17 protein-coding genes are annotated in these 21,640 nt (G+C 70.8%); 14 read left to right on the top strand and 3 right to left on the bottom strand.

Annotated features, from left to right (window positions below; translation table 11 throughout):
- Positions 1-153 precede the first annotated feature (153 nt).
- Positions 154-1,956, bottom strand: coding sequence for a DUF2207 domain-containing protein (locus ACWKZU_RS12135; protein ID WP_449282583.1), 1,803 nt, complete (start codon positions 1,954-1,956; stop codon positions 154-156).
- A gap of 186 nt (positions 1,957-2,142) precedes the next feature.
- On the opposite strand from ACWKZU_RS12135, the gene leuA reads away from it, so the two are divergent.
- The 7 genes from leuA (at position 2,143) to ACWKZU_RS12100 (ending at position 11,493) form a co-directional block, all read left to right on the top strand.
- Positions 2,143-3,909, top strand: a complete 1,767-nt coding sequence (leuA, locus tag ACWKZU_RS12130) for a 2-isopropylmalate synthase (RefSeq protein ID WP_449282582.1) — start codon at positions 2,143-2,145, stop codon at positions 3,907-3,909.
- Positions 3,910-3,991: 82 nt separating this feature from the next.
- Complete coding sequence (ruvA, locus tag ACWKZU_RS12125) at positions 3,992-4,618, top strand: Holliday junction branch migration protein RuvA (protein WP_449282581.1); 627 nt, start codon at positions 3,992-3,994, stop codon at positions 4,616-4,618.
- Positions 4,615-5,634 carry a Holliday junction branch migration DNA helicase RuvB gene (ruvB, locus tag ACWKZU_RS12120; protein ID WP_449282580.1) on the top strand — a complete coding sequence of 340 codons (1,020 nt, stop codon included), beginning with the start codon at positions 4,615-4,617 and terminating at the stop codon, positions 5,632-5,634. The genes ruvA and ruvB overlap by 4 nt, the downstream gene beginning before the upstream one ends.
- A gap of 138 nt (positions 5,635-5,772) precedes the next feature.
- The gene (gene yajC, locus ACWKZU_RS12115; RefSeq protein ID WP_449282579.1) at positions 5,773-6,285 is read left to right on the top strand and encodes a preprotein translocase subunit YajC; all 513 of its coding nucleotides are present in this window, start codon (positions 5,773-5,775) and stop codon (positions 6,283-6,285) included.
- Between the two features lie 63 nt (positions 6,286-6,348).
- Positions 6,349-8,127, top strand: a complete 1,779-nt coding sequence (gene secD / locus ACWKZU_RS12110; RefSeq protein ID WP_449282578.1) for a protein translocase subunit SecD — start codon at positions 6,349-6,351, stop codon at positions 8,125-8,127.
- Between the two features lies 1 nt (position 8,128).
- A complete protein-coding gene (secF, locus tag ACWKZU_RS12105) occupies positions 8,129-9,154 on the top strand; it encodes a protein translocase subunit SecF (RefSeq protein ID WP_449282577.1) in 1,026 nt (341 codons plus the stop codon).
- 83 nt (positions 9,155-9,237) lie between these two features.
- Positions 9,238-11,493 (top strand): RelA/SpoT family protein, encoded by a 2,256-nt coding sequence (locus tag ACWKZU_RS12100; RefSeq protein ID WP_449282576.1) that lies wholly within the window; start codon positions 9,238-9,240, stop codon positions 11,491-11,493.
- Positions 11,494-11,575: 82 nt separating this feature from the next.
- On the opposite strand, the gene ACWKZU_RS12095 is transcribed toward ACWKZU_RS12100, so the two are convergent.
- Both ACWKZU_RS12095 and ACWKZU_RS12090 read right to left on the bottom strand, forming a co-directional pair.
- A complete protein-coding gene (locus tag ACWKZU_RS12095) occupies positions 11,576-12,142 on the bottom strand; it encodes a hypothetical protein (RefSeq protein WP_449282575.1) in 567 nt (188 codons plus the stop codon).
- Positions 12,143-12,274: 132 nt separating this feature from the next.
- Positions 12,275-13,552: a DUF349 domain-containing protein gene (locus ACWKZU_RS12090; RefSeq protein WP_449282574.1), complete on the bottom strand. Its 1,278-nt coding sequence runs from the start codon at positions 13,550-13,552 to the stop codon at positions 12,275-12,277.
- Between the two features lie 68 nt (positions 13,553-13,620).
- Here ACWKZU_RS12090 and ACWKZU_RS12085 point away from each other — a divergent pair, with 68 nt between their 5' ends.
- The 7 genes from ACWKZU_RS12085 (at position 13,621) to ACWKZU_RS12055 (ending at position 21,600) form a co-directional block, all read left to right on the top strand.
- The gene (locus tag ACWKZU_RS12085) at positions 13,621-15,051 is read left to right on the top strand and encodes a replication-associated recombination protein A (RefSeq protein ID WP_449282573.1); all 1,431 of its coding nucleotides are present in this window, start codon (positions 13,621-13,623) and stop codon (positions 15,049-15,051) included.
- Between the two features lie 279 nt (positions 15,052-15,330).
- The gene (gene rpsD, locus ACWKZU_RS12080) at positions 15,331-15,960 is read left to right on the top strand and encodes a 30S ribosomal protein S4 (RefSeq protein WP_449282572.1); all 630 of its coding nucleotides are present in this window, start codon (positions 15,331-15,333) and stop codon (positions 15,958-15,960) included.
- Positions 15,961-16,127: 167 nt separating this feature from the next.
- Positions 16,128-16,361, top strand: coding sequence for a hypothetical protein (locus ACWKZU_RS12075; protein ID WP_449282571.1), 234 nt, complete (start codon positions 16,128-16,130; stop codon positions 16,359-16,361).
- Positions 16,362-16,432: 71 nt separating this feature from the next.
- On the top strand, positions 16,433-19,087 hold the full coding sequence (gene alaS / locus ACWKZU_RS12070; protein ID WP_449282570.1) for an alanine--tRNA ligase: 2,655 nt from the start codon (positions 16,433-16,435) through the stop codon (positions 19,085-19,087).
- A 13-nt stretch (positions 19,088-19,100) separates the two neighbouring features.
- Positions 19,101-19,598: a Holliday junction resolvase RuvX gene (gene ruvX / locus ACWKZU_RS12065; protein ID WP_449282569.1), complete on the top strand. Its 498-nt coding sequence runs from the start codon at positions 19,101-19,103 to the stop codon at positions 19,596-19,598.
- The gene (gene mltG, locus ACWKZU_RS12060) at positions 19,595-20,692 is read left to right on the top strand and encodes an endolytic transglycosylase MltG (RefSeq protein ID WP_449282568.1); all 1,098 of its coding nucleotides are present in this window, start codon (positions 19,595-19,597) and stop codon (positions 20,690-20,692) included. Before ruvX ends, mltG begins: the two co-directional genes overlap by 4 nt.
- Positions 20,692-21,600, top strand: coding sequence for a shikimate dehydrogenase family protein (locus ACWKZU_RS12055; RefSeq protein ID WP_449282567.1), 909 nt, complete (start codon positions 20,692-20,694; stop codon positions 21,598-21,600). The genes mltG and ACWKZU_RS12055 overlap by 1 nt, the downstream gene beginning before the upstream one ends.
- The last annotated feature ends 40 nt before the right edge of the window (positions 21,601-21,640 follow it).

The raw sequence follows: 21,640 nt of genomic DNA, 5'->3' as shown, positions 1-21,640 counted from the left end.
GACGAGAATCGGGATCTCGCCGATGCGGGGCTCTGGGGAGGAGGCGGGTGAGCGACGGAGGGGAGGAGCAGCGGAGCAGCGGAGCGGCGGGCCGGGAGCAGTCCCGACCGGGCGGGGCAGTCGGGACCGGGCTGAGCGAGGTGGTGGCGGGGCTCAGCGGCCGCCGCTGAAACCTCCGCCTCCACCGCCGCCCGAGAAGCCGCCCCCGCTCGAGCCCCCGGAACTGCTGGAGGTGTAGCTGACGGACGAGCTCAGGGAGCTCGTGAACGACGAGAGCGTCGAGTCGAGGCCGCCGATCCCGTGCGCGACGACCGCCGGATACCAGATCGGCACGTATCCGGGGGACTCCTCGTACCGCACGGTGAGCACGCGGGTCCACTCCTTCTCGAGCCCGAACAGCATGGCGTAGGGGAGCAGCTTCTCGTAGAGGTGGATCACGTCGATCGTGCCGTCCTGCCGGCGCTCCGCGCCCTGGTACGACTGCAGCATCTGCAGCCGGTCGGCCTCCGCGACCCGGATGAAGAGCCTGACGCCCTCCAGGTACTCGCGCCACTCGGCGCCGACGGGCGTGTAGACCCGGTGCTTCGAGACGCTCATGAGCGCGAGGACGAGCGCCACGACGCCGATGATGATGCAGATGAACGCCGTGGGGGAGTTGCGCAGGGCGAGGCCGAGCACGATGAAGACGGCGAGCACCGCGATCAGGCCGATCGAGATGAAGCCGAGCACCCGCGCGGCGCCGCTGCGCTCCTTCGTGAAGTAGCCCCGCTCCAGCGCCTGCTGAGAGCCGGCGGTGCCGAGCGCGGTCATGCGCTTGCCGAACGACTCGCTCTTCTTGGGCAGCGCGAACGCGGCTCCGGCCTCGAGGGAGGGGAACAGCGCGGTCATGGTCTGCTGGTCGAGCGGATCGGCCGCGCGCTGCGGGTCGACCACCCGCAGGACGGGCTGCGCCGCTTTGGGGCCGAAGAGCCCCTGCTCCGGCTCGCCGTCCTCGATCCGGATCGCGCCGGTGACCGCGAGGTGGACGATCTCGGCGGGGACCGGGCCGACCGAGACGCCGGCGACCGGGGCCGCGATCAGCGGGGGCAGGGCCGGCGGCACGTCGTACTGGGCGATGACGGTGCCGCGCGCCGTCTTCCGGCGGTGCTTGAGCCGGCCCGTCGCCACCGCGCCGGCCGCGGCCGCGGCCAGCGCCCCGCCGCCGATCGCGAACGGCAGACCGTCGAGTGCGAAGTTCGGCAGCCGCTGCGGCGGCTGCACCACGCTGCCCGGCTGCAGGCCGATCGCCACGGTGACGCCCTCGCGGGAGCCGAGGCTCGGCGTCGAGGCGCGGAACACCCCGCCGTCGCCCTCGATCGTGCATTCCGCGGTCGAGTCCGGGGCGCCGAAGTAGCATCTCGCGTCGCCGTTCAGCCGTTCGGCGAGATCCTCCGAGAACGAGATCTCCGCCGAGAACGACTCGATCGGCTGGAGGTGCTCGAAGTCGGTGAGGTCCCAGTAGAACTCGTCGGCCGCGCCGTCGTCGCGGGCCAGGATCACGTCGCCGAGCGTGTAGCCGATGACGTAGGTCTGCACCCCGTGCACGTAGCGGTCGTCGCCCGTGAGCACGGCGATGAAGCCGTCGTCCTCCTCGATCTCGAAGGGGATCGGCTCTCCCGCCGCGTCGGTCACGGTGAAGTCGCGCGGATCGGTCGACGCTCCCTCGTAGTCGATCGGGAGCCCGCGGACGAGGCCGCGGTTCTGGTCGTAGTCGGGGAAGCGGGCGGTAAGCGTCTCCGTGACCCGGGCGACGGCGCGGCCGTCGTCGTCGGTGCCGATGCGGTACTCGACGTGCCAGCTGTCGTAGCTGAAGTCCGAGACGTCGGCCACCGCGGGAGCGGCGATCCCGACCCCCGTCAGCAGTGCGCCCCCGAGCGCGATCCCGAGTGCCATCAGCAGCCTGCGCAGCGTTCTCATGCCTCCCAGGCTACTGCGGGGCAGACGCCGGCCGGGTCGGCGCTCCGGGCTGGTGCTACAGTAGAGGCATGCTGTTCGGCTCGCTTCTTCTTAGCTGCCGCGACGAGTCCTAATCTTCAGGCCTCCCTCGTCGCGGAGTTTCGTGTTGGCTGAACCCAGGACCCAGACGAGAAAGTTCCCGAGCCCATGAAGAACATGCAGCAGCCCTCCGGCATGCCGACCCACCGCTACCGCCCGTTCCACGAGATCATCGCGGTCGATCTGCCCGACCGCACCTGGCCCTCGAAGCGGATCACCGAGGCGCCCCGCTGGTGCGCGGTCGATCTCCGAGACGGCAATCAGGCCCTCATCGACCCGATGAGCCCCGAGCGCAAGCGGATCATGTTCGATCTGCTGGTCAAGATGGGCTACAAGGAGATCGAGGTGGGCTTCCCCTCGGCGAGCCAGACCGACTTCGACTTCGTGCGGCACCTCATCGAGGACGGCGCGATCCCCGACGACGTCACCATCCAGGTGCTCACCCAGGCGCGCGAGCACCTGATCACGCGCACCTACGAGTCGCTCATCGGCGCGAAGCGCGCGATCGTGCACCTCTACAACTCCACGAGCGTGCTGCAGCGCGACGTGGTGTTCCGCTCCGACAAGGCGGGCATCAAGAAGATCGCCACCGACGGTGCGAAGCTCTGCCGCGCCAGCGAGCACATCTGCGCGGATACCGAGATCTTCTACGAGTACTCGCCCGAGTCGTACACCGGCACCGAGCTGGAGTACGCGGTCGAGGTCTGCAACGACGTGCTCGAGATCTTCGAGCCGACCCCCGAGCGCAAGGTGATCATCAACCTGCCGGCGACGGTGGAGATGGCGACTCCGAACGTCTACGCCGACTCCATCGAGTGGATGAGCCGCCGCCTGCACCACCGCGAGAACGTGATCCTCTCGCTGCACCCGCACAACGACCGCGGCACCGCGGTCGCCGCCGCCGAGCTCGGCTACATGGCGGGCGCGGATCGCATCGAGGGCTGCCTCTTCGGCAACGGCGAGCGCACGGGCAACGTCGACCTCGTCGCACTCGGCATCAACCTGTTCACGCAGGGCGTCGACCCCCAGATCGACTTCTCGCGCCTGGACGAGGTGCGCCGCACGGCCGAGTACTGCAATCAGCTGCGCGTGCCCGAGCGCAGCCCGTGGGCGGGCGACCTGGTCTACACGGCGTTCTCGGGGTCGCACCAGGACGCGATCAAGAAGGGCTTCGAGCGCATGGCCGCGGATGCCGAGGCCGCCGGCGCCTCGGTCGACGAGATCGAGTGGGCCGTGCCGTACCTGCCCGTCGATCCGAAGGACCTGGGGCGGTCCTACGAGGCCGTGATCCGCGTCAACTCGCAGTCGGGCAAGGGCGGGGTGGCCTACCTGCTGAAGACCGATCACCACCTCGACCTGCCGCGCCGGTTGCAGATCGAGTTCAGCTCGGTGGTGCAGGGCGTGACGGACAGCGAGGGCGGCGAGGTCTCGAGCGATGAGATCTGGCGCATCTTCCAGGACGAGTACCTGCCCACCACGGGCGACGTGTTCGAGCAGTGGGGTCGCTACGAGCTCTTCCGCACCTCCTCGACGAGCGCGGGCGACGGCGTGACGGAGCTCGTCGTCGACTACCGCGACGGCGAGGGCGAGCACCAGATCGTCGGCCGGGGCAACGGGCCGGTCGACGCGTTCATCACCGCGATCAACGAGAACGGCCACGCGGTCACCCTGTTCGACTACGTGGAGCACGCGATGAGCGCGGGCGGCGACGCGGTCGCGGCGGCCTACGTCGACCTCGAGGTCGACGGGCAGCGCCTGTGGGGCGTCGGGATCGACCCCGACACCACACGCGCCACGCTCAAGGCGATCGTCTCGTCGATCAACCGCGCGGTGCGCGCGCAGCAGGCGCGGGGAGCGGTCGCGGTCGAGGCCTGAGCGGTGCCGCCATTCGTATATATATTCGAATGAACGGTGTGGCGCGGGGTCGCGTGTCGGTGGTTCGCCCTAGGGTGAGTGTGTGATTGCTTCGATTCGCGGGCCCGTGCTCGCTGCAGGTGCGGGTTGGGTCGTCGTGGGCGTCGGCGGGATCGGGATGCGCGTGGAGGTGCCGAGCGGCCGCGTGTCGCAGGCGGTCCCGGGCGACGAGATCGACCTGCGCACCTCGCTGGTGGTGCGGGAGGACTCGCTCACGCTCTTCGGCTTCGCCACGCAGGCCGAGCTGGAGGTCTTCGGGCACCTCATCGCGGTGTCCGGGGTCGGACCGCGCAGCGCGCTCGGCGTGCTGTCGGGGCTCGCCCCGGCCGAGATCGCGCGGGCCGTTGCGGCGGAGGACGAGAAGCCGTTCCGCAAGGTGTCGGGGATCGGGCCGAAGACCGCCAAGCTGATCGTCGTGTCGCTCGCGGGCAAGCTCTCGGAGCTCGGCCTGGACGAGGGCGGCGGTGCGGTTCCCGCGGTCGCCGAGGATCCCGCGATCGCGGCGGCGGAGGCGGTGCGCGACGGGCTCGTCGGCCTCGGCTGGGGGGAGTCGGACGCGTGGCAGGCGGTGCAGGACGCGCGGGACGCGGGTGCGCCGGCCGACAGCGCGGGTCTGCTGCGCGCCGCGCTCGCGCTGCTGCAGGCCGCTCGGGGCGGAGCCCGCCGATGACGGGGGAGCTCTCGCCGCAGGCCGCGCCGTCCGAGCAGGGCTACGAGGGTGCGCTGCGCCCGGCCACGCTCTCGGAGTTCGTGGGGCAGTCCAAGGTGCGGCGCCAGCTGGGCCTGCTGCTCGACGCGGCGACCATGCGCCAGCACACGCCCGACCACATCCTGCTGGCCGGGCCCCCCGGCCTCGGCAAGACGACCCTCTCGATGATCGTCGCCGCCGAGCTCGACAAGCCGCTGCACCAGACCTCCGGCCCGGCGATCCAGCACGCCGGGGATCTCGCGGCGGTGCTCTCGGCGCTGACGCCCGGCGAGGTGCTGTTCGTCGACGAGATCCACCGCATGGCCCGCAGCGCCGAGGAGATGCTCTACCTCGCGATGGAGGACTTCAAGGTCGACATCATGGTCGGCAAGGGGGCGGGGGCCACCTCCGTGCCGCTCGAGCTCGCCCCCTTCACCCTGGTGGGGGCGACGACGCGCGCCGGCCTGCTGCCCAACCCGCTGCGCGACCGCTTCGGCTTCACGGCGCACCTCGAGTTCTACTCCGACGACGAGCTGACGAGCGTGGTGCGCCGCGCCGCCGGACTGCTCGACTTCGCGATCTCCGAGCAGGGCGTGGAGGAGATCGCGCGCCGATCCCGCGGCACGCCTCGCATCGCGAACCGCCTGCTGCGCCGGGTGCGAGACTACAGCCTGGTGCACGAGACGCCGGGGGACACCGCGAGCGTGCACGCGGCTCTATCGCTGTACGACGTGGATCAGCACGGCCTCGACCGCCTCGACCGGGAGGTGCTGCGCGCGGTCGTCGAGCGCTTCAGCGGCGGCCCCGTCGGGCTCTCGACGCTCGCCGTGTCGGTCGGCGAGGAGGCGGAGACCATCGAGGCGGTGGTCGAGCCGTTCCTGGTGCGGGCGGGGCTGCTCACCCGCACGCCGAGAGGCCGGGTCGCGACGCGGCTCGGCTGGGAGCACGTGGGCGCGGTGCCGCCGCCGGCCCCGGGATCGGCTCCGACGCTGCTCTGATCCGCGTTGCCGCTGTGTTGATCGGATGAATCTCCGGCCAGTTGCCTCAAAGTGGTGGGTTCACAGTCTCAGCACGGTAGACTGCTGAAATCTGTGCCCCTCGCATACGCGTGCGCACGCCCATCGAAAGGACCACTGTTGGACCCGATCACTCTCGTCATGTTCGGCCTCATCGCCGTGCTGATCTTCTTCATGTTCCGCAACGGCAAGAAGCGCCAGGCGGCGATGCAGGAGCTGCAGAACGGCCTGCGCCCCGGTGCCGAGGTGATGCTGCAGTCGGGGATCTTCGGAACCATCGACTCGATCGATGAGGCCGAGAATCGCGTCACGCTGCTCAGCGGCGGCAGCACGATCGTGGTGCACCGCAACGCCGTCTCGCAGATCGTCACGCCGAGCGAGGCGCCCGAGGCCGACGTCGTCGGAGGCGAGCTCGCGCCCGACGATGATCCCGCGTTCGGCGAGCGCATCGCGGGCAACGGCGCAGAGGGCGCCGATGCGGCGAAGGCGGATGCCGAGACCTCAGATGTCGAGAGCGTCGAAGCGGCGGGTCCCGAGAGCACCGGTGGTGCGGCGCAGGACCTCGACGGCGGCGCGAACCCCGAGCAGCCCGGCACCGATGAGCCGGGGGACGCGCAGGCGCCCAAGGCCTGACCCGGCCCCCGCGGTGCTCACCGCGGCATCGTCATCTTCGTTCCAGAGAGAAAGCAGTCAGTCTTGGCGTCCACACCCGCCGTGCGGAGGGCTCGTCGTTCCCTCGTATTCCTCTTGGTCTTCATCGTCGGCCTCGTCGGGCTGCTCACGTACGGCGTGCTCCGCAGCGACGCCACCTGGACCCCGAAACTCGCCCTCGACCTGCAGGGCGGCACGCAGATCCTGCTCGCGGCCGAGCAGACCGACGGTCAGGCGGTCGGCGGCGAGCAGCTGCAGCAGGCGGTGTCGATCATCCGTCAGCGCGTCGACGCCGCGGGTGTCTCGGAGGCCGAGATCACCACGCAGGGCAATCAGCACATCTCCGTCTCGATCCCGGGCAAGGCCGACGAGGCCACGCTGCAGCGCATCGAGGCGTCGGCGAAGCTGGACTTCCGCCCCGTGCTCTCGATGGGCCTCGGCGTGAACGTCGAGGATCTCCAGGGCGACCAGGCCGCCGAGGGCGAGGACGCCGCCGCTGGTGAGGACGCCGCCGCGGACGAGACGGCGACGGAGGAGGGCGCCGAGGAGGACCTCGGCCCGATCGATCCGGACCCGCTGCCGGAGGGGGCCGGCGACCTCGCCTGGATCACCCCGGCGCTGCAGCAGCAGTTCGACGACTTCACCTGCGACTCGGAGGCCGTGCTCGACACGCGCGATCAGCCCGCCGATCGGCCGCTCATCACATGCGACGAGTCGGGCACCGCGAAGTACCTGCTCGGCCCGGTGGAGCTGAGCGGCGACGTCATCACCGACGCCACCGCCCAGATGGCCACCACGCAGACCGGCGCCACCACCGGCGAGTGGGTCGTGCAGATCATCATGAACACGGAGGGTGCCGAGACCTTCGGCAAGATCAGCACCCGCCTGTACGGGGCCCCCGAGCCGCAGAACCAGTTCGCCTTCGTGCTCGACGGCAGCGTGCTGTCGGCCCCGACGATGCAGGGGCAGATCCTCGACGGGCGTCCCTCGATCAGCGGCAGCTTCACCCAGGACTCGGCCAAGGCGCTCGCCGATCAGCTGAAGTTCGGCGCGCTGCCGATCGACTTCACCGTGCAGAGCCAGGAGGACATCTCCGCGACGCTCGGCACGAACCAGCTCGCCGCCGGCCTGCTGGCGGGCCTGATCGGCCTGCTGCTGGTGGTCGTGTACTCGATGTTCCAGTACCGCGCGCTCGGCACGCTGACCATCGCGTCGCTCGCCATCGCGGGTGTGCTCACGTATCTGCTGCTCACCTTCTTCTCCTGGCGGCAGGGATACCGGCTCTCGCTCGCGGGCGTCGCGGGCATCATCGTGGCGGTCGGCTTCACCGCCGACTCCTTCATCGTGTACTTCGAGCGCATCCGCGACGCCCTGCGCGACGGCTTCTCCATCGAGAACGCGGTCGAGCACGGCTGGAAGCGCGCGTTCCGCACCGTGCTGGCGTCCGACGGCGTCAACTTCCTCGCCGCGGTGATCCTCTTCATCCTCGCGGTGGGCAATGTGAAGGGCTTCGCCTTCACCCTCGGGCTCACAACCCTCGTCGACGTGCTCGTCGTGGCGCTGTTCACGCACCCGATGATGACGCTGCTGGCCCGCACGCGCTTCTACCGCGACGGGCACCCGGCCTCGGGGCTCGACCCCAAGCGCCTGGGCGCGGTGTACCGCGGACGAGCGCAGTTCCGCGAGCCCGTGCGCACCGGGAAGAAGAACGCCCGCAGCCAGCGCGAGGCGGAGCGCCGCCAGACCATCGCCGAGCGCAAGGCCGCCGGAGCCGCGGCCCCCGAGGCCGAGTCCGTCGGCGCGACCACTGGGAAGGAGAGCTGACATGGCTCGCTCATTCGCCGAGTTCGGCAACGCTCTGTACACCGGTGAGAAGTCCATCGACTTCATCGGCCGGCGCAAGACCTGGTACCTCATCTCGATCGTGCTGATCGTGCTCTCGATCGCCGGCCCGATGCTGCGCGGGGGCTTCACCTTCGGCATCGAGTTCACCGGCGGCAGCCAGTTCCAGGTGCACCTCTCCGAGAGCCAGGACCGGGATCCGGCGATCGCCGAGTCGGCGGTGGCGGAGGTGCTGCCGTCGAGCGCGCCGCGCGTCACCCAGCTCGGACCCACCGACATCCGCGTGCAGACCGAGGCCCTGAGCGAGTCCGAGAACCGCGAGGTGACCGCAGCGCTCGCCGAGAGCTACGGCATCAGCGCCGACGAGGTCACCTACTCGTTCGTCGGCCCGGCCTGGGGGCAGGACATCACGAAGCAGGCGATCATCGCCCTGATCGTCTTCATCCTGTTCGCGGCGCTGATCATGGCGATCTACTTCCGCACCTGGAAGATGTCGCTCGCCGCGATCATCGCGCTGTTCCACGACCTCATCATCACGGCCGGCATCTACGGCATCTCCGGTTTCGAGATCACCCCGGCCGCCATGATCGGCTTCCTCACGATCCTCGGGTACTCGCTCTACGACACGGTCGTGGTCTTCGACAAGATCCGCGAGAACACGGCGCCGGGCGAGCTCAACGATCGCCGCACCTTCGCCGAGTCGGTCAACCTCGGCGTCAACCAGACGCTCGTGCGCTCGATCAACACCTCCGTGGTGGCGCTGCTGCCGGTGGGGTCGATCCTCTTCATCGGCGCGTTCGTGCTCGGTGCCGGAACGCTGCGGGACATCTCGCTGGCGCTCTTCATCGGCATCCTGGTGGGCGCCTACTCGACCATCTTCATCGCGGCGCCCGCGTACGCGCACCTGCGCGAGGGCGAGGAGGCGATCAAGCGGCACGACGAGAAGGTGCTCCGGATCCGGGGCAAGCAGGAACCGGCCGAGGAGGCGAGCGCGACGGCTCAGGCCTGACCGCGTTCGATGACCCGAGCCCCGCGCCTCCCGCTTTGCCTTGAACCGCTTGCCGCGTGTAATGTTCAAACATTCAAGGGAGGATGCAGGTGGTAGCTAACGACGTCACACACGGCGGTACGGCGCTGCGACGTCTGGTGCCGCGCATCTTCTCCCGCGGGAGCTCGCCGGGGGCCGTCGATCAGCTCGTGCGCACGGTGCGCGCCAATTACCCGCGCGCCGACCTGTCGATCATCGAGCGCGCCTACACGGTCGCGGAGCGGGCGCACCGCGGCCAGAAGCGGCGGAGCGGGGAGCCGTACATCACGCACCCCATCGCCGTCGCCCAGATCCTCGGCGATCTGGGCGTCGCGCCGGTGGCGATCGCCGCGGCGCTGCTGCACGACACCGTCGAGGACACCGACTACAGCCTGGACCAGCTCACCGCCGACTTCGGCGAGGAGATCGCGATGCTGGTCGACGGCGTCACCAAGCTCGACAAGGTGAAGTACGGCGATTCGGCCCAGGCGGAGACCGTGCGCAAGATGGTGGTCGCGATGTCGAAGGACATCCGCGTGCTCGTCATCAAGCTCGCCGACCGGCTGCACAACGCCCGCACCTGGGGCTTCGTCTCGAGCGACTCGGCCAAGCGCAAGGCCCAGGAGACCCTCGAGATCTACGCGCCCCTCGCGCACCGGCTGGGCATCCAGTCGATGAAGGCGGAGCTCGAGGATCTCTCCTTCGCGGTGCTCAAGCCGAAGCTCTACGCCGAGATCCAGAACCTCGTGTCCCAGCGCAACCCGCAGCGCGACGAGCTGGTGGGTGTGGTGATCAGCTCGATCGAGTCGGACCTGCGCGACGCCAAGATCCGCGGCGAGGTGACGGGGCGACCCAAGGAGCTCTACTCGATCTACCAGAAGATGATCGTGCGCGGGCGGGACTTCGACGACATCTACGACCTCGTGGGCATCCGCGTGCTCGTGAACTCGATCCGGGACTGCTACGCCGTGCTCGGGGCCGTGCACGCGCGGTGGACGCCGATCCCGGGCCGCTTCAAGGACTACATCGCCACACCCAAGTTCAACCTCTACCAGTCGCTGCACACCACCGTGATCGGTCCCGACGGGCGCGCGGTGGAGATCCAGATCCGGACTGTCGAGATGCACCAGCGGGCCGAGTACGGCGTCGCCGCCCACTGGAAGTACAAGCAGCGCCAGCCCGGGCAGCAGGACGGGCCGAGCTCCAACGACATGGCCTGGCTCGCCCACATCTCCGACTGGCAGGCCGAGACGGAGGACCCCAGCGAGTTCCTCGATGCGCTGCGCTACGAGATCGGCGCGAAGGAGGTCTACGTCTTCACCCCGAAGGGCCGGGTCATCGGCTTGCCCGCCGGCGGCACCACGGTCGACTTCGCCTACGCGGTGCACACCGAGGTGGGGCACCGCACGATGGGCGCCCGGGTGAACGGGCGCCTCGTGCCGCTCGAGACCGCGCTGCAGAACGGGGACGTGGTCGAGGTCTTCACCTCGAAGGACCCGAACGCCGGCCCGAACCAGAACTGGCTGAGTTTCGTCAAGAGCAAGCGCGCTCACAACAAGATCCGGCAGTGGTTCACCAAGGAGCGACGGGAGGAGGCCGCCGAGACCGGCAAGGTGGAGATCACCAAGGCGCTGCGCAAGCAGGGACTGCCGCTGCACCAGGTGATGAACTCGGAGGCGCTGCAGCAGGTGGCGCTGCAGCTGCGCTACGCCGATGTGACGGCGCTGTACGCGGCCGTGGGCGAGGGCCACGTCTCGGCCCAGTCGGTGATCGAGAAGGTCACCGCGCTCGTCTTCGACGAGCAGACCTCGACCGAGCCCGCGCTCTCGACACTGCCGATCATCGAGGCCCCGCGCGCGCGGAAGACGGGCGGCGAGAGCGGCGTCGTCGTCACGGGCGCGTCGGACGTGCTGGCGAAGCTCGCGAAGTGCTGCACCCCGGTGCCGGGCGACGAGATCCTCGGCTTCGTGACGAAGGGGCAGGGCGTCTCGGTGCATCGCATCGATTGCCACAACTTCATCAAGCTGCGCGAGCAGCAGGATCGTGTGGTCGAGGTCGAGTGGGCGCCCAGCGCGAAGAGCGTGTTCCTCGTGCAGATCCAGGTGGAGGCGCTCGACCGGTCCGGGCTGCTCTCCGACGTGACCCGCACGCTCTCGGAGCACCACGTGAACATCCTCTCCGCGTCGGTCAACACCTCCAGCTCCCGTCTGGCGATCAGCCGCTTCGTCTTCGAGATGGCCAATGCCACGCACCTCGAGCACGTGCTCAACGCCGTGCGCCGCATCGACGGCGTCTACGACGTGTACCGCATCCAGAGCTGAGGTCTCGCGCGGCGGCGCGCCGGTGCGGCGCCCCAGGCAGTGCCGCGCCCGCGCAGCGCCGGACCGGCTCAGGGGCGCCCGTTCACAGCCGCGCCAGGCGCGAGCGAGCCAGCGCGCGGTAGTGGGAGTGCTGCCGTTCGAGACGATCGGCGATGCCCGCCCGACCGTCGGGGACGAGCCGAACCAGAAGGCGGCAGGCGACCAGGTGGCGCCGGGCGAATCCGTGCGGCATCCGGAGCAGATCGTAGACGGTCTGCTCGGGCTCCGTGACGGCGAAGCCGTCGAGCGTGCGGAGCGCCGAGCGGTCGTAGGCGAACTGGTGCAGGAGGTGGTCGCGATGGGGGCCGTGGTCCGGTCGGCGCCGATCGGCGGTCGAGAGCTCGAGCGGTGCGTCGGGCCGGCGCGCGGCGCCCCAGATCCACGCGGCGCTCATGCGGATCGCGATGCGGTCGGAGGTGAGCCACGGTGCGAGGGCCGCCGCCCGCACCCGCGGCGTCTCGGGCCAGCCGGCCCCGCGCACGCCGGGGCCGCAGCGCACCAGGCTGCCCCGCAGCAGTTCGGCCGAGCGGACGGCCTCCGGCCAGCGGTCGAAGCGGGGGACCGGGCGCGCTCGCGCGCGGAGCTCGTTCACGGGTGAGGCCGGGGTCATGCCTCCATGGTCATCCGACGCGACCGCCGGCGCCACCCGCGCGGCTCAGGATGTGGATAACCCCGGGCTGGGAGCGAAGTCCGGGCCCGGGGTGAGTCCACGGCCGGGGCCGGGGCCCGGGCCGGCCGCGCGTCAGTCGCCGATCGCGGCGAGCCAGGACTGCTGCGCCGAGAGCTTCTCCTCGGCCTCGGCCTGGGCGCCGGCGTCGCCGGCGGCGCGAGCCGCCTCGACCTGCGCCTCGAGCTCGGCGATCGAGGCCTCGAGCTGGCCCCGCAGACCCTCGCTGCGGGCCTTCGTCTCTGGGTTGGTCTTGCGCCAGTGCTCGTCCTCGAGCCGCTTCACGTGATCCTCGATCTTGCGCAGCCGACCCTCGATCTCTCGCAGCGCCTCGCGCGGCACGCGCCCGATCTCGTCCCACTTCAGCTGCACCTCGGTCAGCAGCTTGCGGGCGGTCGCGTGCTCCTGCTCCTGCAGGATCGGCTCGGCCTCGTCGAGGAGTCCCTGCTTCGCGGTGAGGTTGGCGGCGTACTCCTCGTTGGTCTGCGCGACCTCGGCCGCCTTGGCCTCGTAGAGCACATCGCCCGCGGCCTTGAAACGGGCCCAGAGCTGATCGTCCAGCTTGCGGCTGGCGCGGCCAGCCGCCTTCCAGTCGTCGAGCAGCGCGCGGTAGGCGGGGATGCCGTCGATGCCCTTGGGTGCGAGCGCCTCCGCGGCGGCGATGATCCGCTCCTTGCGCTGCTTGACCTCCTTGTTGTTCGCGTCCATCTGCGCGAAGTGGGCGCGGCGCGCCGAGTCGAAGGACTGACGGGCGGAGCGGAAGCGCTTCCAGAGCGCGTCGGCCTGCACCTTGGGGATCTGCGGGCCGCCGCGCTGCGCGGTCTGCCAGTCGGTGAACAGCTGCTCGAAGGCCTGGCTCGTGTCCTTCCAGCGGATCGACGCCTCGGGCTGGCCGGCGAGCCGCTCGGCCTCGGCCACGATGGCCTCGCGCTTCTCGACGGCCTCCTTGCGGGCGGCCTCGCGCTCGGCCTGCTGCTTCTCGCTGAGCTCCGCGGTCTTGCCGACGAGCTTCTCGACGCGCTCGCGGAGCGCCGCGATGTCGCCGACCGCCGCGGGCTCGACGAGCTGCTCGCGGAGCTTCGCCACCGAGTCGGCGGCCGAGGCGTCGGCGGTGCCGCGGGCGATGCGGGCCTCGAGCAGGGTGACCTGTCCCTCGAGGTCGGCGTACTTGCGGGTGAAGTAGGCCAGCGCCTCCTCGGGCGTACCATCGGGGAAAGAACCCACGACACGCTCGCCGTCGCCCTCGCGCACGTAGACGGTGCGGTCGTCGTCGACGCGCCCCCAGGTCGTTTCGTTGCTCGCTTCACTCACGGTTCTGCTCACCTGTCGTGTGGGGCCGGGGTCGCCGACCATAACGGAATAGACCCCTCCACTATGCCACAGCACGGGCTCGCGCCGTGCTGTCAGAGGCCCTCGATAGCATGGGAGACGTGGACTCGAGACCCGTACCGTCGCACACCGCGCCTCTCGCGGTGCGCATGCGACCGCGCACGCTCGACGAGGTGGTGGGGCAGCAGCACCTGCTGCGCCCCGGTTCGCCGCTGCGCACGCTCGCGGCGGGCTCGGACGGCGGCGGGGGAGCCGTGTCGGTGATCCTGTGGGGGCCGCCCGGCACGGGCAAGACCACGCTCGCCCAGGCGATCGCGCACTCGAGCGGCCGCCGATTCGTCGAGCTCTCGGCGATCACGGCCGGCATCAAGGACGTGCGCACGGTGATGGAGCGAGCACTCAACGACCGGGATCTGTACGACATCGCCACCGTGCTCTTCCTCGACGAGATCCACCGCTTCACCAAGGCGCAGCAGGATGCGCTCCTGCCCGGCGTGGAGAACGGCTGGGTGACGCTCGTCGCGGCCACCACCGAGAACCCGTCGTTCTCGGTGATCAGCCCGCTGCTCTCGCGCTCCCTGCTCCTGACGCTCGAACCGCTGGAGGACGCCGACCTGCGCACCCTGCTCGAGCGTGCGATCGCCGATCCGCGCGGGCTCGCCGACTCCGTGACGGTCGAGGACGAGGCGCTCGACGCCCTCGTGCAGCTCGCCTCGGGCGATGCGCGCCGCGCCCTCACGGCCCTTGAGGCCGCGGCGGCGTCCGCGCTCGCGATGGACGGCGCGGGCGGGGAAGACCAGGAGGACGAGGACCCGGAAGCGGAGGACGAGTCCGGGGAAGACGCGGTCGCGGAAGACGAGGCCGGGGAGGGCGCGGGAGGCAGGCCGCCCGTCGTCACCCCCGACATCGTGTCGGCCTCGGTGGACCGCGCGCTCCTGCGGTACGACCGCAACGGCGACCAGCACTACGACGTGATCAGCGCCTTCATCAAATCGATGCGCGGCTCGGATCCCGACGCCGCGATCCACTACCTGGCGCGCATGATCGAGGCGGGCGAGGATCCGCGCTTCATCGCGCGCCGTCTCATGGTGCACGCGGCGGAGGACGTGGGCATGGCGGACCCGCAGGCGCTGCAGATCGCGGTCGCGGCGGCCGAGGCCACCCAGCTCATCGGCCTGCCGGAGGCCCGGATCCCGCTCGCCGAGGCGACGATCTACATCGCCACCGCGCCCAAGTCGAACGCCGTCATCAGCGCCATCGACGCCGCGATCGCCGACGTCAAGCGCGGCAACTTCGGTCTCGTGCCGAAGCACCTGCGCGACGCCCACTACCCCGGCGCGAAGCGCATGGGGCACGGCAAGGGGTACCGCTACCCCCATAGCGATCCACGGGGCGTGTCGCCGCAGCAGTACCTGCCGGACGAGCTGCGGGACCGCGTGTACTACCAGCCCACCCAGCACGGCAACGAGCGCGAGGTCTCCGACCGCCTCGAGAAGATCCGCCGCATCACGCGCGGCGGGTGAGGCCTCCAGTCGGATCCATCTGATAGACTCTTCGCTGGCCAACATCTCTTCCGCTGCCGGCTGCAAGCGGGATGCAGATGGCAGGCGCCCTGTAGCCGGGTTTCTGCGATGGTCGTTCCCTTACCGGAGCCCGGTTCCTCGCCGAGCGCCGGTGCGCCGAGTCGCGTGCGCTGCATGGTCAGCGCGGGCTCGGTATGACCGAGAGAACATCGGGCGTGCAGTGCGAGAGCGCTGCGTCCCCGCTCGAATGTAGATGGACAGAAACCCGAAAGGACCCACGTGTCGACCACGTCGCGTACCCGCTCCCAGACCCGCCGATCCCGCGCACTCGGGATCGCCCTCACCCCGAAGGCCGCGCGCTACCTCGAGAAGCGCCCCTACGGCCCCGGCCAGCACGGCCGCACCAAGCGCAAGAGCGACAGCGACTTCGCCGTCCGCCTGCGCGAGAAGCAGCGTCTGCGGGCCCAGTACGGCATCCGCGAGAAGCAGCTCGTCATCGCCTTCAAGGAGGCGCGCCGCCAGGACGGCCTGACCGGTGAGAACCTGGTCGAGCTGCTCGAGATGCGCCTCGACGCCCTCGTGCTGCGCGCCGGCTTCGCCCGCACCACCGCGCAGGCCCGCCAGCTCGTCGTGCACCGCCACATCCTCGTCGACGGCAAGATCGTCGACCGCCCGTCCTTCCGCGTGAAGCCGGGCCAGCTCATCCACGTCAAGGAGCGCTCGGAGGGCCTCGAGCCCTTCCAGGTCGCCGCTGCCGGCGGTCACGCCGAGGTGCTGCCCAACGTTCCGGGCTACCTCGAGGTCGAGCTCGACAAGCTCCAGGCCCGCCTGGTGCGCCGCCCGAAGCGCGCCGAGGTCCCCGTGACCTGCGAGGTGCAGCTGGTGGTCGAGTACTACTCGGGCCGCTAAGCACCCGCGCACCCAGGGGCGCCGGAATCCGAGCGATCGGGATCCGGCGCCCCTTCGGCTACCCGGCCGGGCACCCGGTGCGCCGTCGGGGGCTACCGCTAAGCTTGAGGGGTGCTTCTCACGCGCGGCGGATCCGTCGTGCTCGAACGGCGTAGGAGGAACCGGATATGCGCAGACTGCTGTGGCTCTTGAGCGGCGTGGCGGTGGGCTTCGTCGCCGCCCACTTCGTCAACCAGACACCGGAGGGACGCCGCTTCTTCGCGCGGGTGAACCGCGGCGTCGAGGAGTTCAACCGCGCCTTCTCCACGGGCTACCGCGAGGCCGAGGGCGAGACGGAGGACCTGATCGACGACGTCGAGGAGGCGCTGCGCAAGCTGCGCGACCGGAACCCGGCGGACTGACCGGACCGACGCGACCGACTCGCGCGTTCCCGGCCGACCCCCACCCACCACTTCAGAAAGACACCGCTCGGATGCAGACCGCAGAGATCCACCGCCGCTGGCTCGACTTCTTCGAGAAGCGGGGGCACACCGTCGTGCCCTCGGCATCGCTCGTGAGCGACGATCCCAGCCTGATGTTCACGGTGGCCGGCATGGTGCCCTTCGTGCCGTATCTCTCGGGCCTCGTGCCGGCGCCGTACCCGCGCGCCACGAGCGTGCAGAAGTGCATCCGCACCAACGATATCGAGGAGGTCGGCAAGACTCCGCGTCACGGCACCTTCTTCCAGATGTGCGGCAACTTCTCCTTCGGCGACTACTTCAAGGAGGGCGCCATCCGCTTCGCGTGGGAGCTGCTCACCACGAGCGAGGAGGAGGGCGGACTCGGTTTCGACCCGAAGGACCTGTGGGTCACCGTCTACGAGGACGACGACGAGGCGCGCGCGCTGTGGAAGCAGTACTCGACGCTGCCGGACGAGCGCATCCAGCGTCTCGGCAAGGACACGAACTACTGGTCGACGGGCCAGCCGGGCCCGGCCGGTCCCTGCTCCGAGATCTTCTACGACCTCGGCCCCGAGTACGGCGTCGACGGCGGGCCGGTCACCGATGACGACCGCTACGTCGAGATCTGGAACCTCGTGTTCATGCAGTACCAGATCACCGACGTGCGTTCGAAGACCGACTTCACGATCGTCGGCGAGCTGCCGAACAAGAACATCGACACCGGCATGGGTCTCGAGCGCGTCGCCTTCATCAAGCAGGGCGTGCAGAACATGTACGAGATCGACCAGGTGCGGCCGGTGCTCGACCGCGCAGCCGAGCTCGCGGGCAAGACCTACGGCGCGAACCACGACGACGACGTGCGCCTGCGCGTGATCGCCGACCACGTGCGCAGCGGCCTCATGCTCATCGCCGACGGGGTGACCCCGTCGAACGAGGGGCGCGGCTACATCCTGCGCCGCCTGCTGCGCCGCGTGATCCGTTCCATGCGCCTGCTCGGCGTGGAGGGGCCGACCTTCCCCGAGCTCTTCCCCGTGTCGCGCGACGCGATGCAGGCCGCGTACCCGGAGGTGGGCCGCGACTTCGAGTTCATCTCGCGCGCCGCCTACGCCGAGGAGAAGGCGTTCCTGCGCACCCTCTCCTCGGGCAGCCAGACCCTCGACGCGGCCGTCGCCGCGGCGCAGGAGGCCGGTGCGGCCGTTCCGGGCGACACCGCCTTCCTGCTGCACGACACCTACGGCTTCCCGATCGAGCTCACGCTCGAGGTCGCCGAGGAGGCGGGGGTCGCGGTCGACCGCGACGTCTTCGCGACGCTCATGCAGGAGCAGCGGGACCGCGCCAAGGCCGACGCGAAGGCCAAGAAGGGCCAGCGCGCCGACCTCTCCGTCTACAAGGAGCTGCGGGGCCGGGGCGAGACGCTCTTCACCGGCTACGACGAGCTGAACCACGAGAGCCGCGTGCTCGGCCTCGTGGTCGACGGCGCCCCCGTGCGCGAGGCGCGCGAGGGCGAGATCGCCGAGATCGTGCTGGCCGAGACGAGTCTGTGGGCCGAGTCCGGCGGTCAGGACTCGGACCAGGGTGTGATCGTGGGCGACGGCTTCGAGGCCGAGGTGCTCGACGTGCAGAAGCCGGTGCCCGGCCTCATCGTGCACACCGCGAAGGTCACCGTGGGCACGATCGGCATCGACGCCCGCGCCGAGACCCGGGTCGACGCCGACTACCGCCGCGGGGCCACGCAGGCCCACTCCGGAACGCACGTCGTGCACGCGGCGCTGCGCGAGGTGCTCGGTGCGAACGCGCACCAGGCCGGCTCCTACAACAAGGCCGGCTACCTGCGCCTCGACTTCACGCACAGCGAGGCGCTCTCCGCCGAGACCCGCAGCGAGATCGAGGAGATCTCGAACCTCGCGATCCGCTCCGACTACGAGGTCGTCACCCGCGAGATGCCGCTCGACGAGGCGAAGGCGCTCGGCGCCATGGCGCTCTTCGGCGAGAAGTACGGCGACCGCGTGCGCGTGGTCGACATCGGCGGCCCCTGGTCGCGCGAGCTGTGCGCCGGCACGCACGTGGCGAGCTCGGCCGAGATCGGCATGATCAGCCTGGTCTCCGAGAGCTCGGTCGGCTCCACGAACCGGCGCATCGAGTCGCTCGTGGGCATCGAGGCCTTCCGCAACTTCGCCGCCGAGCGCACCATCGTGCAGCAGCTCACGAGCGGGCTCAAGGTGCCGCGGGCGGAACTCGTCACCAAGGTGCAGGATCTCGGCGCGCAGCTGCGCGCGGCCGAGAAGCGTATCGCAGCGCTCGAGGCCGAGAAGCTGACGCAGCGCGTGCCCGAACTGCTCGCGGGCGCCGAGGAGCTCGGCGGGGTGCGCGCGGTGCTGGGATCGCTGGGGGGCGTCGGATCGGCGGACGACGTGCGCGGGCTCGCGCTGCAGCTGCGCGAGCGCCTCGGCTCCGAGGCCGGCGTGGTGGTGCTCGCGGGCGACGCGGGAGGCAAGCCCGTCGTCATCGCCGCGACGACCGCGGCCGCGCGCGACCGCGGCGTACGGGCCGGCGACCTCGCGAAGCTCGGCGCGCAGGTGCTCGGCGGCGGGGGCGGCGGCAAGCCCGACCTGGCCCAGGGCGGCGGCACCGATCCCGCGAAGATCGACGACGCGCTCGCCGAGATCCGCCGGAGCCTGGACTCGTGAAGGCCCAGGCCTAGTGCGCAGCGGTGTGCGGCTCGGGATCGATGTGGGCAGGGCCCGCATCGGCGTGGCCCGGAGCGACCTGCACGGCATGCTCGCCACCCCCGTCGAGACGGTGCCGCGCGATCTCGGGGGTGACGCCGATCTGGCGCGCATCGCCGCGATCGCGAGCGAGCACGAGGCCTTCGAGGCGGTCGTGGGGCTCCCGTTGAACCTGCGGGGCGAGCGCACCCCGTCGACCGAGGACGCCGAGCGCTTCGCCCGGCGCCTCGCCGACCGGCTGGCCGCACAGGCGGTCGCGGTGCGGCTCGTCGACGAGCGCCTGTCGACGGTGTCGGCCCAGGGCCAGTTGCGCCAGGCGGGCAAGAAGACCAAGCAGAGCCGATCCATCATCGATCAGGCGGCGGCGGTGGTGATCCTGCAGCACGCGCTCGACGTCGAGCGCGCGCGGGAGGAGGCGCCCGGCCGCGCGGTCGACCCGGTGGCGCGGCCCGAGGAGGGAACCCAGGCATGAACGCACGCACACGGGGCGAGCCCCGGCACATCGGACGGCGGATCCTGATCACGCTGCTCGTGACCGCGCTGCTGCTCGGCGGCCTCGCCGCCGCCGGCGGCTACCTGTGGTCGCAGTACGGCGGCCAGGTCTCGCAGCTGTTCGGCTGGACGAGCAACGACTACGATGGCGAGGGCCACGGCGAGACCGTCGTGGTGATCACGGCGGGGGAGATCGGCGAGGACATCGCGGCGACCCTCGCCGAGGCCGACGTGGTCAAGACGTCCGAGGCCTTCTACGAACTGCTGCTCGCGCAGGAGCCCGCGGTCGAGTTCCACCCCGGCTCGTACCGGGTGAAGCTGCAGATGAGCGCGCAGGCCGCGCTCGACGCGCTGCAGGATCCGGAGAACCGCATGGCCTTCACCGCGATGATCCCCGAGGGCAAGACCGTCGACCAGACCCTCGAGCTCGTGTCGGCCGGGGCCGACATCCCGCTCGAGGAGCTGCAGGCCGCGGCGGAGGACGTCTCGGCCTACGACCTGCCCGACGGCGTCGACAGCCTCGAGGGCTGGCTCTTCCCCGCGACCTACGAGTTCGAGGAGGAGACGACGGGAGCCGAGGCCATCGCGCGCCTGGTGCAGGAGCAGAAGGCGGTGCTCGACGAGTTCGGCGTGGCCGTCGATGATCGCGAGCGCGTGCTGAACATCGCCGCGATGGTGCAGCGCGAGGGCGGCCGCATCGAGGACTTCGGCCGCGTGTCGCGTGTCATCCAGAACCGCCTCGATCAGGGGATGAAGCTGCAGATGGACTCGACCGCCCAGTACGGCATGGGGCAGCACGACGACGGCAGCGTGTGGTCGACCGACGAGGCGCTGGCCGACGACAACCCGTGGAACACCTACGTGCACGAGGGCCTGCCCAAGGGCCCGATCGCCAACCCGGGCCGCGACGCCATCGCGGCGGCGATCGATCCGGAGGCGGGCGACTGGCTGTACTTCGTCGCGGTGAATCTCGACACGCGCGAGTCGGTCTTCTCGACGACCATCGAGGAGCACAACGCCGCGGTCGAGCAGCTGAACGAGTGGTGCGCGGCGAACCCCGGCAAGGGGTGCTGATGGCGGCGGAGGACGGCGTGCTGCGCGAGCGGCTCGCCGTGCTGGGCTCGCCGATCGCCCACTCGAAGTCGCCCGCGATCCACGAGGCCGCCTACGGCGTGCTGGGGCTCGACTGGTCGTACGAACGCGGGCGGCTCGAGGCCGACGCGCTCGAGGGCTTCCTGGCCTCCCGCGGGCCGGCGTGGCGGGGCTTCTCGCTCACCATGCCCCTGAAGGAGGAGGCCCGCCGGCTCGCCTCGGTGCTCGACCCCGTGGCGGAGGAGAGCGGTGTCGTGAACACGCTGCTGCGGATCGCGAGCGGCGTCGGCGAGGGGCCGCGCTGGGCGGGGTTCAACACCGACGTGGCGGGCCTCGCCGCGGCGATCCGAGACGCCGGCCTCGACGCGAGCCGCACGATCGTGCTCGGCTCGGGCGCGACGGCGGTCTCCGCGATCCTCGCCGCCCGACAGCTGGGCGCGCGGCACGTGGAGGTCGTCGCGCGGAACGCCGCGGCCACCGGAGATCTCGTCGACCGCTTCGGCGGGAGCCGGGAGCCCGGCTCGTCCGAGGCGCTCCGCGTCTCGGGGTCGGGACTGCAGCCCCCTGTGTCCGAGGCCCCGACCGCGGCGCGCCCCGAGGCGAGCGCGGACGCGTCGACCCTCGTCATCTCGACCCTGCCCGGTCCGGCCGGCCGCGACCTCGCGCTCCCGGAGGAGCTCACCCGGATCCCGCTCTTCGACGTGGCCTACGACCCGTGGCCCTCGCCGCTCGCGGAGCGCTGGCGCGCCGCCGGCGGCGAGGCGCATGCCGGAACCGACATGCTCGTGGAGCAGGCCCTGATCCAGATCCGCATCTTCCGCGGCGGCGATCCCGCCACCCCGCTGCCCGACGAGGACCGGGTGCTCGCCGCGATGCGCGCGGCCGTGTGACGCCGGCCGGCCGGCGCGCGCTGCACCCTCCGCATGTGGG

The organism is Leucobacter sp., assembly GCF_053528595.1.
This window is presented reverse-complemented; position numbering and strand designations above follow the sequence as displayed.